The sequence below is a fragment of the Thermus islandicus DSM 21543 genome, from assembly GCF_000421625.1.
GTDB classification, from domain to species: domain Bacteria; phylum Deinococcota; class Deinococci; order Deinococcales; family Thermaceae; genus Thermus; species Thermus islandicus.
In genome coordinates this window covers 205,550-218,447 of record NZ_ATXJ01000003.1, presented here as the reverse complement: position 1 = coordinate 218,447, position 12,898 = coordinate 205,550, and the positions used below count along the sequence as shown (strand labels likewise).

13 protein-coding genes are annotated in these 12,898 nt (G+C 70.5%); 7 read left to right on the top strand and 6 right to left on the bottom strand.

Features of this window, described 5'->3' with window-relative positions; translation table 11 throughout:
• Positions 1 to 12 precede the first annotated feature (12 nt).
• The 6 genes from H531_RS0105020 to gap all read right to left on the bottom strand — a co-directional run bounded on the left by H531_RS0105020 (position 13) and on the right by gap (position 6,346).
• Complete coding sequence (locus H531_RS0105020) at positions 13 to 1,008, bottom strand: alpha-ketoacid dehydrogenase subunit beta (protein ID WP_022798270.1); 996 nt, start codon at positions 1,006 to 1,008, stop codon at positions 13 to 15.
• The gene (pdhA, locus tag H531_RS0105015) at positions 1,002 to 2,042 is read right to left on the bottom strand and encodes a pyruvate dehydrogenase (acetyl-transferring) E1 component subunit alpha (protein ID WP_022798269.1); all 1,041 of its coding nucleotides are present in this window, start codon (positions 2,040 to 2,042) and stop codon (positions 1,002 to 1,004) included. The genes H531_RS0105020 and pdhA overlap by 7 nt, the downstream gene beginning before the upstream one ends.
• Positions 2,039 to 3,157 carry a pyridoxal phosphate-dependent aminotransferase gene (locus tag H531_RS0105010; protein WP_022798268.1) on the bottom strand — a complete coding sequence of 373 codons (1,119 nt, stop codon included), beginning with the start codon at positions 3,155 to 3,157 and terminating at the stop codon, positions 2,039 to 2,041. Before H531_RS0105010 ends, pdhA begins: the two co-directional genes overlap by 4 nt.
• A 247-nt stretch (positions 3,158 to 3,404) precedes the next feature.
• Positions 3,405 to 4,157 (bottom strand): triose-phosphate isomerase, encoded by a 753-nt coding sequence (tpiA, locus tag H531_RS0105000; protein WP_022798267.1) that lies wholly within the window; start codon positions 4,155 to 4,157, stop codon positions 3,405 to 3,407.
• A 23-nt stretch (positions 4,158 to 4,180) separates the two neighbouring features.
• The gene (locus H531_RS0104995; RefSeq protein ID WP_022798266.1) at positions 4,181 to 5,350 is read right to left on the bottom strand and encodes a phosphoglycerate kinase; all 1,170 of its coding nucleotides are present in this window, start codon (positions 5,348 to 5,350) and stop codon (positions 4,181 to 4,183) included.
• Positions 5,351 to 6,346 (bottom strand): type I glyceraldehyde-3-phosphate dehydrogenase, encoded by a 996-nt coding sequence (gene gap, locus H531_RS0104990; RefSeq protein ID WP_022798265.1) that lies wholly within the window; start codon positions 6,344 to 6,346, stop codon positions 5,351 to 5,353.
• 157 nt (positions 6,347 to 6,503) lie between these two features.
• Here gap and H531_RS0104985 point away from each other — a divergent pair, with 157 nt between their 5' ends.
• From H531_RS0104985 to H531_RS0104950, 7 genes are all read left to right on the top strand, one after another.
• Positions 6,504 to 7,112 carry a biotin transporter BioY gene (locus H531_RS0104985; protein WP_022798264.1) on the top strand — a complete coding sequence of 203 codons (609 nt, stop codon included), beginning with the start codon at positions 6,504 to 6,506 and terminating at the stop codon, positions 7,110 to 7,112.
• Positions 7,112 to 7,309 (top strand): hypothetical protein, encoded by a 198-nt coding sequence (locus tag H531_RS14745; protein WP_022798263.1) that lies wholly within the window; start codon positions 7,112 to 7,114, stop codon positions 7,307 to 7,309. Before H531_RS0104985 ends, H531_RS14745 begins: the two co-directional genes overlap by 1 nt.
• 124 nt (positions 7,310 to 7,433) lie before the next feature.
• Positions 7,434 to 7,868, top strand: a complete 435-nt coding sequence (smpB, locus tag H531_RS0104970; RefSeq protein ID WP_022798261.1) for an SsrA-binding protein SmpB — start codon at positions 7,434 to 7,436, stop codon at positions 7,866 to 7,868.
• Between the two features lie 23 nt (positions 7,869 to 7,891).
• Positions 7,892 to 9,043, top strand: coding sequence for an N-acetylmuramoyl-L-alanine amidase family protein (locus H531_RS0104965; RefSeq protein WP_028490656.1), 1,152 nt, complete (start codon positions 7,892 to 7,894; stop codon positions 9,041 to 9,043).
• Positions 9,040 to 9,534, top strand: coding sequence for a GerMN domain-containing protein (locus H531_RS0104960; RefSeq protein ID WP_022798259.1), 495 nt, complete (start codon positions 9,040 to 9,042; stop codon positions 9,532 to 9,534). The genes H531_RS0104965 and H531_RS0104960 overlap by 4 nt, the downstream gene beginning before the upstream one ends.
• Positions 9,531 to 12,566 carry an SMC hinge domain-related protein gene (locus H531_RS0104955; RefSeq protein WP_022798258.1) on the top strand — a complete coding sequence of 1,012 codons (3,036 nt, stop codon included), beginning with the start codon at positions 9,531 to 9,533 and terminating at the stop codon, positions 12,564 to 12,566. Before H531_RS0104960 ends, H531_RS0104955 begins: the two co-directional genes overlap by 4 nt.
• Entirely contained in the window at positions 12,556 to 12,882 is a 327-nt protein-coding gene (locus tag H531_RS0104950) for a nucleoside triphosphate pyrophosphohydrolase family protein (protein ID WP_022798257.1), read from the top strand. Before H531_RS0104955 ends, H531_RS0104950 begins: the two co-directional genes overlap by 11 nt.
• Positions 12,883 to 12,898 lie beyond the last annotated feature (16 nt).

Below are 12,898 nucleotides of genomic sequence, written 5' to 3'. Positions count from 1 at the left end.
GGCGGGTCTTGCCTAATAGGTGAGCGCCTTCCTGAGGGCGGCGAGGACCCGCCTCGCGTTTGGCCGGTAGAGGTGCTCAATGGCGCTGAAGGGGGGGTAGGGGGCGTCGTAGCCCGCCACCCGGAGCACCGGAGCCTGGAGGTAATCTATGGCCCCTTCGGCGATGCGGGCGGCGATCTCGGCCCCGAAGCCCCCGGTGCGCATGGCCTCGTAGACCACGATGGCCCGGCCCGTTTCCCGCACGGCCTCGAGGAGGGTCTCCTCGTCCAGGGGGACCAGGGTCTCCAGGTCCACCACCATCACCTCCACCCCCTCCTTCCGGGCCACCTCCGCCGCCTCCAGCATCACCTCCACCATCCCCCCGTAGCCGATTAAGGTGGCGGCCTTCCCCTCCTTGAGGACCCGGGCCTTCCCCAGGGGCAGGGTGTAGTAGCCCTCGGGCACCTCGGCCCTGGCCCCCCGGTAAAGCTTGATGGCCTCGAGGAAGAAGACCGGGTCCTCGTCCTCTATGGCGGAAAGGAGAAGCCCCTTGGCCCTTTCCGGGCTTGAGGGGATCACCACCTTGACCCCGGGGGTATGGCCAAGGAGGGCCTCGGGGGAGTCCGCGTGCTGCTCGGGGGTGTGGACGCCCCCCCCGTAAGGTGCCCGCACCACCACGGGAAGCCCCACCCGCCCCCGGGAGCGGTGCCGCCAGCGGCCCAGGTGGGAGAGGATCTGGTCTAAGGCGGGGTACAAAAACCCGGCAAACTGGATCTCGGCCACGGGGCGCATCCCCCCCATGGCGAGGCCGATGGCCAAGCCCAGAATGCCGCTTTCCGCGAGGGGGGTGTCAAAGACCCGCCTTTCCCCGTACTTTTCCTGGAGGCCCTCCGTCACCCGGAAGACGCCGCCAAGCCTCCCCACGTCCTCCCCGAAGACCAGGACCCTCTCGTCGCGGGAAAGGGCCAGGTCCAGGGCCTCGTTGACCGCCTGGACCAGGTTGAGGACGCGCGTCCTTTCCCTCACCATGCTTCCTCCAGGTGGAAGCCCCGCTTGAGCGCCTCAAAGGCCCGCCTCTGGTCGGGGCCCATCTCGGCATAGACGTGCTCCACGATCTCCTCGGGTCGGGGCTCGGGGGCCTGGTCGGTCAGGGCGAGCTCCCGGGCGAACTCCTCCTCAAGCGCCTCCAGGAGGGTCTGCTCCCGCTCCTGGTCCCAGAGGCCCCGCTCCTCCAGGGCCTTCCGCAGGCGGAGGATAGGGTCTTTGGCCCGCCAAGCCTCCTCCTCCTCCTTCGGGCGGTAGCGGCTGGGGTCATCGGAGGTGGTGTGGGGGGCGAGGCGGTAGGTGAGGGCCTCGAGGAGGGTGGGCCCCTCCCCCTTCCTGGCCCTTTCCACCGCCTTTTTGGCCTCGAGGTACACGGCGAAGGCGTCGTTCCCGTCCACCACCACCCCCGGCATCCCGTACCCCTCGGCCCGCCGGGCCAGGTAGTCCACCTTCATCTGCCTGCTCCGGGGGACGCTGATGGCGTACCCGTTGTTCTGCACCAGGAAGACCACGGGGGCGCCCAAGACCGCGGCGAAGTTCAGGCCCTCGTGGAAGTCCCCCTTGCTGGTGCCGCCGTCCCCGATGGAGGTGGCCACCACCCAGTCCTCCCCCCGGTACCGCCCCGCCAGGGCCAGGCCCACCGCCTGGGGGATCTGGGTGGCGATGGGGATGTAGGGGTTCACCGCCCGCACCCCCTCGGGGAAGCGCCAGCCCGCAGGGTGGGCCCGCCAGTAGAGGATCAGGGTGTGGAGGGGGAGTCCCTTGGCGAGGAGCATGGCGCTTTCCCGGTAAGAGGGGACCACCCAGTCCCCCTCCCCGAGGGCCAGGGCCACCCCCACCTGGGCCGCCTCCTGGCCCATGAAGGGGGCGTAGACCCCGAGCCTCCCCTGCCGCTGGAGGGTGAGGGCCTTCTCGTCAAAAAACCGGGCCCGGCGCATGGCCCGGTAGAGCCTTAAGGCCTCCTCCTCCCCTAGGGGGAACTCGCCCTTATTTAGGTACTGGACCACTTGGGGCTTCACAGGGGGGAGTTTACCACGGGGGCCAGGCGCTCAAGGGCTAAGGAAAGCTCCTCCTCGCTCTTGCAGAAGGCGAGGCGGAAGAGGTCCCTGGGGGGGTCTTCCCGGTAGAAGGCCGAGGCGGGGATGAGGGCCACCCGGGCCCGTTCCACCAGGCGGAAGGCGTCCCACCCCGGGAGCTCGGCCATGAGGAAATAGGTGCCCTCGGGCACGAAGACGCGGAGGCCCAGGGACCTAAGCCCCCCGGCCAGGAGGTCCCGCCTTTTCCGGTAGCTTTCCCGCAGGGCCTCGTAGAAGCCCTCGCGCCGCGCCACCCTTAAGGCCTCCGCTACCCCGGCCTGGAGGGGCGTGGGGGCGGAGAAGCTCGTCCACTGGCGCATCCCTGCGACGGGGGGCATGAACTCCTTAGGCCCCACGATCCAGCCCACCCGGTAGCCCGTGGCCTCGAGGCGCTTCCCCGCGCTCCCCACGGTGAAGGTGCGCTCGGGGGCGAACTCCCTAAGGCGCATGGGCCTCTCCCCATAGTAGAGCTCGTCGTAGACCTCGTCGGAAACGAGGAAGAGGTCGTGCCTCCGCGCAAGCTCGGCGATGGCCTTTAGCTCCGCCTCCTTGAAGACGAGGCCCGTGGGGTTCATGGGGGTGTTGAGGAGGAGGACCCGGGTCCTCGGGGTGAGGGCCCCCTCCAGGGCGGCGAGGTCCAGGAGGAAGCCCCCCTCGGCGAGGGTGAGGCGCACCAGGCGGGCCTTGGCCCCGGCCAGGAAGGCGTCCGGCAGGTAGACGTCAAAGAAAGGCTCCAGCACCACCACCTCGTCCCCGGGGCCCACGAGGCTTTGCAGGAGGACGTAAAGGGCCTCCGTGGCCCCGGAGGTGACCACCACGGCCTCGGGCTCCACGGCAAACTCTTCGGCCAGGGCCTCTCTTAGCGCAGGAAGCCCCGCCGGGGGGGCGTACTGATCCTGGCGGCCCAGGGCGCGCCGCACCGCCTCCAGGAGGAAGGGAGGCGGGGGGTTAGAGGGAAACCCCTGGCCCAGGTTCACCGCGCCCAGGCGTTGGGCGAGCTGGCTCATCCTGGGGAAGATGCTCTCCTTGGCGGCCTCGGTGCGGGGGTGGAGGCACATGGGGATAGGGTAGCGCAACTTTATGCCCGCGGGGAGGGGTCCCTGAAGCGTCGGCGTCCCCCCCCGGGGCCTTCTCCCTGGAGTGCGGGGAAGAGGACCTGCCGCGCGTTAGGGAGCTGGCAGTCCGGTACCAGGACCTCCCCCTGGGCTTCGCCGACGCTGCGGTCATCGCCGTAGCCGAGCAGAGCGGTGGCCTGGACCGCCACTTGCACGTGGTGGCCCAGGAGGGCACCCTCCGCGTCCTTCCCTAACCTGCGATCCGGAGGAGGGCGAGGAAGCTCTCAAGCTCCAGGCTCGCCCCGCCCACGAGCCCCCCGTCCACGTTGGGCATGGAAAGGAGGTGGGCGAAGTTCTTGGGGTTCACGCTTCCCCCGTAGAGGATGCGGACCCGGCTGGCGAAGGCCTCCCCGTACCGCTCCGCGAGGGCCTTGCGGATCGCCTGGTGCATGGCCTCGGCGTCCTCGGGGGTGGCGTTCTTCCCGGTGCCGATGGCCCACACGGGCTCGTAGGCGATGACCAGGCGCTCGGGGGCGTGGGGCTCCACCCCCTCTAGGCTCCTAAGAAGCTGCCCCAGGGTGTAGGCCTCCGCCTCTCCCCTTTCCCGGATCTCCAGAGGTTCGCCCACGCAAAGGATGGGGGTGATCCCCTCCTCCAGAAGCCGCTTGGCCTTCTCCGCCACCAGGGCGTCCGTCTCCCCGTGGTAGCGCCTCCTCTCCGAGTGGCCCACGATGGCGTAGCAGCAGCCGAGGTCGGAAAGCATCCGGGCCGAGACCTCCCCCGTGTAGGCCCCCTCCCTGTGGGGGGAGACGTCCTGGGCCCCGTAGGCCACCCCTGTGCCCGAGAGCACCTCCTTGGCCGCGGGGAGCATGGGGTAGGCGGGGAGGACCGCCGCCTCCGACTCCAGGGGGGGAAGGAGCCTCTTGAGCTCGGCGAACCAGACCCGGGCTTCGGAAGGGGTCTTGTGCATCTTCCAGTTGCCCGCCACCAAGACGCGCCGCATGGGGCCATCCTAACCTGGGCGGGCTACTTTAGGACCTCAATCCCGGGAAGAGTGCCCTTCTCCAAAAACTCTAGGCTCGCGCCGCCCCCGGTGGACACGTGGCCGAAGCGGTCCTGGAGGCCCAGGCGGTTCACCGCCGCCACGGAATCCCCCCCGCCCACCACGGTGAAGGCCCCTTCCAGCCCGGCCAGGGCCCGGCCCACGGCCAGGGTGCCCTGGTCAAAGGGCGGCACCTCAAACACCCCCATGGGGCCGTTCCAGAAGGCGGTGCGCACGCCCTTTAGGGCCTCGGCGAAGGCCTTCTGGGTCTTGGGCCCGATGTCCAGGCCCATGTAGGGGATGGGGATGGCCCTGGCGGGGAAGACCCGGGTCTCTACGCCGGGCTCTATGCGCTCCGCCGCCACCACGTCCTCCGGAAGGAACACCTGCACGCCCAAGGCCTCCGCCCGCCCCAAGAGGTCTTTGGCCAGGTCCAGCCGGTCCTCCTCCAGGAGGCTCTTCCCCACCTCGCCCCCCAGGGCCTTGAGGAAGGTGAAGGCCATGGCCCCCCCGATGAGGAGGCGGTCTATGCGGGGAAGGAGGCTTTCTATGACCCCGATCTTGTCGGAGACCTTGGCCCCGCCCAAGACCACGGCGTAGGGACGCTCGGGGTCCTGGAGGAGGCGGGAGAGGGCCCTCACTTCCTTCTCCATGAGGAAGCCCGCGTAGGCGGGCAGGAGCCTCGCCACCCCCACCACGCTGGCGTGGGCCCGGTGGGCGCTTCCGAAGGCGTCCAGGACGAAGGCCTCCCCCAGCCTGGCGTAGCGGGCGGAAAGCTCGGGGTCGTTCTTCTCCTCCCCCGGCTCAAAGCGAACGTTCTCCAAGAGGAGAACCTCCCCGGGCCTTAGCCCCTCCGCCTCCCTAAGGGCCTCCTCCGAGCCCGGAAGGAAGGGGGCGAAGCGGGCCCCAGGGAGGTGGCGCTTTAGGGCCTCGCCCACGGGGGCCAGGGAGTATTTGGGGTCGGACCCCTTGGGACGGCCCAGGTGGGAGAGGAGGACGAGGGAAGCCCCCCCCGCGAGGAGGTGGCGCAGGGTGGGGAGGCTTTCCAGGATGCGGGTCTCGTCCTGCACCTGCCCGTCCTTGACGGGGACGTTGAAGTCCACCCGCACCAGGACCCTCTTCCCCTTAGGGTCCAGGTCCTTGAGGGTGCGCATCTAGACCCCCTTCTTCAAGACGAGCTCCACCAGGTCGGCCACCCGGTTGGCGTAGCCCCACTCGTTGTCGTACCAGGCGAAGACCTTCACCAGGCTGCCGATGGCCTTGGTGAGCTTCCCGTCCACGATGGAGGAGTGGGGGTCCATGACGATGTCCCGGAGGACGATCTCGTCCTCGGTGTAGGCCAGGATGCCCTTCAGGGGGCCCTCCGCCGCGGCCTTGAGGGCGGCGTTCACCTCCTCGGCGGTCACCTCCCGCTTGAGGAGGGCGGTGATGTCGGAGATGCTTCCCGTGGGGGTGGGGACCCGGAGGGCCATCCCGTCAAACCGCCCCTTGAAGGCGGGAAGGACCAGGGCGGTGGCCTTGGCGGCCCCGGTGGTGGTGGGGATGACGTTCACCGCCGCCGCCCGGGCCCGGCGGAGGTCCTTGTGGGGCAGGTCCAGGAGGCGCTGGTCGTTGGTGTAGGAGTGGACCGTGGTCATGAGGGCCTTCTCCACCCCGAAGGCCTCCTCCAGGACCTTCATCACGGGAGCGAGGGAGTTGGTGGTACAGCTGGCGTTGGAGAGGATGTGGTGCCTGGCGGGGTCGTACTGCTCGTGGTTCACCCCCAGGACCACGGTGAGGTCCTCCCCCTTGGCGGGGGCGGTGATGATCACCTTCCTGGCCCCCGCCTCGAGGTGGGCCCGGGCCTTTTCCGCGTCGGTGAAGACTCCGGTGGACTCCACCACCAGGCCCACGCCCACCTCGGCCCAGGGGATCTCCCGCGGGTCCTTGTGGGCCGTGGCCCGGACGGCCTTCCCGTCCACGTAGAGGTGGGCCTCGTCGTAGCCCACCTCCCCGGGAAAGCGGCCGTAGACGGAATCGTACTTGAGGAGGTGGGCCAGGGTCTTGTTGTCCGTGAGGTCGTTGACGAGGGCCACCTCCACCCCTCTCTCGTGGAGGATGCGGAAGACCTGCCGTCCGATCCGACCAAATCCGTTGATACCCACGCGCATACCGTCCTCCTTCCCCCGGCATTCTACCCCCTTTTCCCCACCCCCCGGCCATAAGGCGCCCGGGCCACGGGGATAAGGGCCCGGGATCGCTTGACTTCATCAACCCTTACCCGTAATTTTGGTTTACGAACCCCGGCGGGGGTTCAAGGAGACGCGTATGAAGGCAACCCAGTCCTTGCCCTACCTACCCCTGGCCAAAACCCTCTGGCCCACGAGGACCCTCTCCCGAGATCTCGCCCTTATCCTGGCGGGAAGCTTCTTCGTGGCCCTCCTGGCCCAGATCTCCATCCCCCTTCCCTTCACCCCGGTCCCCATCACCGGGCAGACCCTCGGCCTCCTTCTGGTGGGGGCAGCCCTGGGAAGCCGCCTGGGCTTCCTATCCCTCCTGGCCTACCTCCTCGAGGGGGCCATGGGCCTCCCCGTCTTCGCCGGAGGCACCGGGGGCCTGGCCAAGATCCTCGGACCCACCGGAGGCTTCCTCCTGGCCTTTCCCCTGGCGGCGGGGCTCGTGGGGCTTTTGGTGGAGCGGTTCGGCCTGGACCGAAGCTTCCCCGGCACCCTCCTCGCCATGCTCCTCGGCAACGCTCTCCTCTACCTGGTAGGGCTTCCCTGGCTCGCCGCCTGGCTCATGGGGGTGGGGAAGTTCGCCGGCCTTGGGGCGCTGTGGGCCATGGGCCTCTTCCCCTTCATCCCCGGGGATTTGGTAAAGGCGGTCCTCGCCGCCCTCCTCCTCCCCAGCGCCTGGCACCTCTTGGGCCGGAGGTAATGCGCCTCGCCCTCGCCCATCTTTGCAAGCGGGAAAGCCTAAAGGCGCTCCTTAAGGCCCTAAGCCCCCTGGCCCGGGCCGCCCGGGAGGAGGGGGCGGGGCTTTTGCTCCTGCCCGAGCTCGTCCTGGGGAAAAGGCCCGCGCCCGGCCTTCCGGAAGCCCTACCCTATTCCTGGCCCCCGATGGGCGCGTCCTAGGAAGGCGGGAGGAGGAGGGGCTCCTTTTGGCCGAGCCTGACTGGGACTTCCTCGAGGCCTACCGGGAAACCTACCCCATCCTCCGGCACCGCCGGGAGGAGGCCTATCGGGTAAGATAGGCCCCGTGCGGCCTACGTTGGAAAACCGCCGGGCCCGTCACGACTACGAGGTCCTAGAGACCTACGAGGCCGGCATCGCCCTCAAGGGGACGGAGGTCAAGTCCCTCCGGGAGGGCAAGGTGGACTTTACCGGAAGCTTCGCCCGCTTCCGGGACGGGGAGCTTTTTTTGGAAAACCTTTACATCGCTCCCTACGAGAAGGGCTCCTACATGAACGTGGACCCCAGGAGGCCCAGGAAGCTTCTCCTGCACCGGCACGAGCTCAAGCGCCTCCTGGGCAAGGTGGAGCAGAAAGGCCTCACCCTGGTGCCCCTCAAGATCTACTTCAACGAGCGGGGCTACGCCAAGGTCCTCCTGGGCCTCGCCCGGGGCAAGAGGGCCTACGAGAAGAAGGCCGAGGACAAGAGGGCCGCGCTGCGCCGGGCCCTGGAGGAGCTGTGAGGCCGCGTTGGGACACCCTTGGCCTGAGGAAGGCCTGGCTCCTTCCCTTCCTCTCCCTGGCCCTGGCCCAAGCCCCCAAGCCCCTCCAGGTGGGCACCCTCCAGGGGGAGGCCCTTTACCCGGGAGGGTCGGGGGTGGCCTACGGGGAGGCCCGCCTGGTGGCCCAGGGCCTGGGGCTTAGCCTGTGGCAGGGAGAAGGCGCGGTGGCCCTCGGCCTGGGAAGCCGCCAGCGCACCTTCCCCATCGTGAAGGAGGAGGCCCGGGCCGCCCAGATGAGGGCCGCGTGGCCACGAGGGGACAAGGTGTACGTCCCCCTCCGCCCCTTAGCCGAGGCCCTAGGCCTGGAGTACCGGGCGGAGGTGGGCGTTCGGCTCACCCTCCCCTGGGCCAGGCTCCTTCAGGTGGAAAGGGCCCCCGACCGTCTCCTCCTCCGATTCACCCGCGAGGTGAACGCCGTAGTCCAGGCGGGTGGGGTCCTCTTCCCCCTGACCCAGGGGGAGGACCCTGGCTTCCAACGGGAGGCCCTGGGCCTCTTCCTTCCCCTCTCCCGCCCCCCCGACCGCCTCTACTACCCCGGGGGAGGCCAGGTGGTCCTGGAGTGGGGCCCCCTCCCCCTCCCCCGCCCCTCGGTGCTCCTGGACCCGGGGCATGGGGGGAGCGACCCCGGGATCGCCCTCGGCGACCTCAAGGAAAAGGACCTCACCCTGGACCTGGCCAAGAGGGTGGCCGCCCGCCTGCCAGGAAGCCGCCTCACCCGCACGGGGGATGAGACCCTTCCCCTCGAGGCCCGCCTGCGCCAGGCCCAGGCGGCCAGCGTCCTCCTCTCCTTCCACGCCACCTGGGGGGCGGCGGTGAACCTCTACCTGCCCAAGGCCCGCTCCTCCCCCCTGGCCCAAAACGCGGAGCGCCTCCTCCTCACCGCCCCCAAGGCCCAGGCCGCCCTCCTCAAGGCCTACGCGGGGAGCCCCCACCGCCTGGCCGAGGCCTTGGAAAAGGCCTTCTCCGCCCTGGGCATCGTGGTGGCCAAGGCGGAAGGCCCCTACGCCCTCACCGATATCCCCGGGGCAGCCGTGGTCTTGGAGGTGGGCGTAGACCGGCTCAAGGACCCGAAGGCCCGAGAGGAGCTCGCCCAGGCCGTGGCCCAGGCCGTCCAGGCCTACCTGGAGGCGCCATGAGAAGGCTCCTTACCCTATGGAACCTCCTAGGGCTTGCCGTCTGCCTCACGGGAGGCCTCTTCTACTGGAAGACCCAGGGGGTCCGGGCCCCCACGGCCCTTCCCCTCCCTGCGGAGGAGGTCCGCGCCCAAAGCCTTACCCTGGTGCTCTACCGCCCCAACCCGCCCCAGGGGTTTCTCAAGGAGACCCAGACCCTGAGCCTGGGCCCGGGGGAATCCCCCGGGGCCGCGGCCCTCAAGGCCTGGTCCCAGGCGGTAGCGGCCCCGAGGCCCCTCGCCCTCTTCTTCCAGGGCCAGCGCCTGGTGGTGGACCTCCCCCAGGACTTCGCCCTGGGGCTGGACGCCACCCTCGAGGCCTACCGCCTCTACAGCCTGGCCTACACCCTCCTCGCCACCTTCCCCCAGGCCGAGGAGGTGCGCTTTTTGGTGGAGGGGAGGCCGAGCCCTGGCCTGGCCCATCTGGACCTGAACCAGCCCATCCGCCTGCCATGAGGGAAGCCTGGCGCATTGACCGCCTTGTCCTGCAGGGGTTCAAGTCCTTCGCCGAGCGCGCGGTGCTGGACTTCCCCGACCCCATCACGGGGATCATCGGCCCCAACGGTTCGGGCAAGAGCAACCTGGTGGAGGCCCTAAGGTTTGTTACCGGGGCCCGGGCCCAGGAGCTTAGGGGCCAGGAACTGAAGGCCCTGCTCTTTCACGGCGGCGAGCGCCTTCCCCCCGCCAGCTTCGCCGAGGTGCGCCTAGAGCTTTCGCGGGGGCGGGAGCGCCTCCTGGTGGAAAGGCGCATAGAGGGGGAAAGGGCGTTCCTCCGGGTAAACGGCCGCCCCTTGAGCGCCAAAGCCCTGGCCCTCCACCTCGCGGGCACCGGCCTGGGCCGGGGCGGGTACGCCATCGTGGGCCAGGGGGAGGTGGGGGCCCTCCTCGAGGCCCCGGAGGAGACCCTTCTCGCGCACCTGGAGGAAGCCTCTGGGCTCCGCCCCGTGGCCGAGGCCGCCCAGGCGGCGAAGGCCCGCCTGGAGGAGGCCCTGGCCCTCCTCGCGGAGCGGGAGAAGGAGCTCGCCGCCCTCAAGGGCAGGGCCGAGGCCTTGGGCCAGGAGGCGGAGGCGGCCAAAAGGGCCCAGGAGCTCGCCACCTTGGCCCTGGCCCTGAGGCGAAGCCTCCTCCTCGCCCGGAAGGAGGAGGCGGAGAGGGAGGTGGAGGGGATCCAGGCCCGCCTCGAGGCCCTGGAGGGGGAGGAGGGGCGGCTTTCGGCCGAGCGCCAGGCTCTGGAAGGGAGGCGGCAGGCCCTCCTCCAGGAAGCCGAAGCCCTGAGGGAACGCCTGGAGGCGGCCCGCCTGGGCCTTAAGGAGAAGGAAGCCCTGGAGGGGGAGGCGCGGGAGCTCCTCCGCGTCCTGAAGGCCCTGGACCGCCCCCCACCGGAGGACCCCGGCCCCCCTCCCCCGGCCCCCGCCCTGGGCCTGGAGGAGGCGCGGGCCCGCCTCCAGGCCCTGAAGGGGGAGGAGGCCCGGCTCCTGGCCCGGAAGCGCCAGCTGGAGGAGGCCTGGCGCCGGTACGAGCTCGCCGCTGCCCGCCACCAGGAGCGCCTCCGGGCCTACCAGGAGACCCTGGAGGAACGGGCCAGGCTGGAAAGGGAGCTGGCGGAGAAAGAGAGGGCCCTTGCCCCCCTGGAGGAGGCGGCCAGGCAAAGGGCGCGCCTTCTCGCCGAGCTCCAGGAGGTCCGGGCCCAGGCCCAGGCCCTGAGGCGGGAGCGGGAGCGGCTTAGGGAGCTCCTGGCCTCGGGGGCCGACCTGCAGGAGGGGCCGCGGCGGGCCCGGGGGCTTCCCGGGATCCTCGGGGTGGTGGCCGACCTGATCCGCCCCGAGCCCGGCCTGGAGCTGGCGCTGGAGGTGGCCCTCGGGCCCCGGCTGCAGTGGGTGCTTGCGGAGGACGAGGCCGCGGCCAAGGCGGCCATCGCCCGGCTCAAGCGGGAAGGCGGCCGGGCCACCTTCCTCCCCCTCACCCTCCTCCAACCCCCCTCCCCTCCCCCGCCCCGCCCCTTTCCCGGCCTCCTCGGCCCGGCCTACCGGCTGGCCCGCCTGCGCCTAGAAGGCCCTCTCCCCGAGGAGGCCATCCTCCGGGCCCTCCTCTCGGACACCCTGGTCCTGGAGGACCTCGAGGCCGCCCTGGCCTACCGCAAGGCGGGGGGGCGGGAGCGCCTGGTGACCCTGGAGGGAGAGGTCCTGGAGCGGACGGGCGCCCTCACGGGAGGGAGGGTGCGCCGAGGGGGGGAGGCCCTCCTGCTCCGCCGCCGGCTGGAGGAGTTGGAGGGGGAGCAAAGCCGCCTGGAGGAGCGGGGCCAGGCCCTGGCCCAGGCCTTGGCCGCCCTGCCCCCGGCCGAGGCCCTGGAGGGGCTCAAGGCCGAGGTGGCGGCCCTAAAAGCCCGTCTGAACGCCCCTCTGCCCCGGGCCCCCGACCCCCCCCTTCCCCCCCAGGAGGCCTGGGAGGAGACCCCCCTGAGGCGCCTTCAGGAGGAAAGGCAGGCCCTGGAGGACGCCCTGGCCCAGGCCGAGGCCTGGGAGCGGTGGCGGATCCTCTCCCAAGCCCACGCTGCCTGGCAACAGGCCAAGGAGGAGGCGAAGCGGGTCCAAGCCCGCCTGGCCGGGATCCAAGGCCGCCTAGAGGCCTTCGCCCCCCTGGAGGCGGAGGCCCGGGAGCTTGCGGCCCGGCTGGAAGAGGTGCGCCGGCAGAGGGCAGGGGTGGAGGAGGCCCTGAGCCGGAACCTCGCCCGCCGGAACGCCCTCCTCGCCGAGCGGGAAACCCTACGCCTCACCCTGGCGCGCCGGGAAGCCCTCCTAGAGGAGCTGGCGAGGGAGCTGAAGGGGCTTCCCCCCCTAGAGCGCCACCCGGGCTCCCCCCGGGCCCTGCAGGCGAGGCTTGCGCAGGTGGAGCGGGAGCGGGAGGCCCTAGGCCCGGTGAACGCCTTGGCCGCGCGGGAACTGGAGGCCCTAAAGCCCCTTCTGGAGGAGAAGGAGCGGGAGGTGGCCGAGGCCACGGAGGCCCTCCTCCGCCTCGAGGCCGAGGTCAAGGGGGTGGAAAGGGAGTACGGCCAGCGCCTTCAGGAGAGCTTCCAGAGGTTCCGGGAGGCCTTCTCTGCCCACGCGGAAGCCCTCCTTGGGGCCAGGGCCGAGGTCCGCCGGGAGGGCAGGGGCTTGAGGCTTTTCCTGGTACCCAAGGGCAAGCGCACCCAGGACCTCCGGCTCCTCTCCCTAGGGGAGAAGACCCTGGGGGCCCTGGCCTTTCTCTTCGCCCTAGGGGAGGTCCAAGGGGGGGTGCCCCTTTTGGTCCTGGACGAGGTAGATGCGGCTTTGGACGAGGCCAACCTCCTGCGCTTCGCCCGGTTCCTGCGCACGGGGCGCCAGTTCATCCTGATCACCCACCAGAAGCGCACCATGGAGGCCTGCCACGCCCTTTACGGCGTCACCGGCGAGGGCGGGGCAAGCCGGGTCTATGCGATCCGTAAGGAAGAGGTGGCCCATGACCCTTGACGCCTACCAGCAGGAAGCCAGGAAGACCGCCCTGTACCCGGAGGCCTACCGCCTGATCTACCCCACCCTGGGCCTGGCCGGGGAAGCGGGGGAGCTCGCCAACAAGGTGAAGAAGGTGCTCCGGGACCAGGGGGGCGAGGTCACGGAAGAGATCCGGAAGGCCCTCTTGGCCGAGCTGGGCGACGTGCTCTGGTATGTGGCCCAGGTAGCCACGGACCTGGGGGCGAGCCTCGAGGCCGTGGCCCAGGCCAACCTGGAGAAGCTTCGCTCGCGCCAAGAGCGGGGCAAGCTGGGGGGATCCGGGGACACCCGCTAGGGCAAACCCAAAACCC

Excerpts from the sequence above, each read along its gene's own strand:
- H531_RS0105020 (WP_022798270.1), bottom strand. The coding sequence starts at position 1,008 with ATGGTGAGGGAAAGGACGCGCGTCCTCAACCTGGTCCAGGCGGTCAAC.
- H531_RS0105010 (WP_022798268.1), bottom strand. The coding sequence starts at position 3,157 with ATGTGCCTCCACCCCCGCACCGAGGCCGCCAAGGAGAGCATCTTCCCC.
- tpiA (WP_022798267.1), bottom strand. The coding sequence starts at position 4,157 with ATGCGGCGCGTCTTGGTGGCGGGCAACTGGAAGATGCACAAGACCCCT.
- H531_RS0104995 (WP_022798266.1), bottom strand. The coding sequence starts at position 5,350 with ATGCGCACCCTCAAGGACCTGGACCCTAAGGGGAAGAGGGTCCTGGTG.
- gap (WP_022798265.1), bottom strand. The coding sequence starts at position 6,346 with ATGCGCGTGGGTATCAACGGATTTGGTCGGATCGGACGGCAGGTCTTC.
- H531_RS0104985 (WP_022798264.1), top strand. The coding sequence starts at position 6,504 with ATGAAGGCAACCCAGTCCTTGCCCTACCTACCCCTGGCCAAAACCCTC.
- H531_RS14745 (WP_022798263.1), top strand. The coding sequence starts at position 7,112 with ATGCGCCTCGCCCTCGCCCATCTTTGCAAGCGGGAAAGCCTAAAGGCG.
- H531_RS0104960 (WP_022798259.1), top strand. The coding sequence starts at position 9,040 with ATGAGAAGGCTCCTTACCCTATGGAACCTCCTAGGGCTTGCCGTCTGC.
- H531_RS0104955 (WP_022798258.1), top strand. The coding sequence starts at position 9,531 with ATGAGGGAAGCCTGGCGCATTGACCGCCTTGTCCTGCAGGGGTTCAAG.
- H531_RS0104950 (WP_022798257.1), top strand. The coding sequence starts at position 12,556 with ATGACCCTTGACGCCTACCAGCAGGAAGCCAGGAAGACCGCCCTGTAC.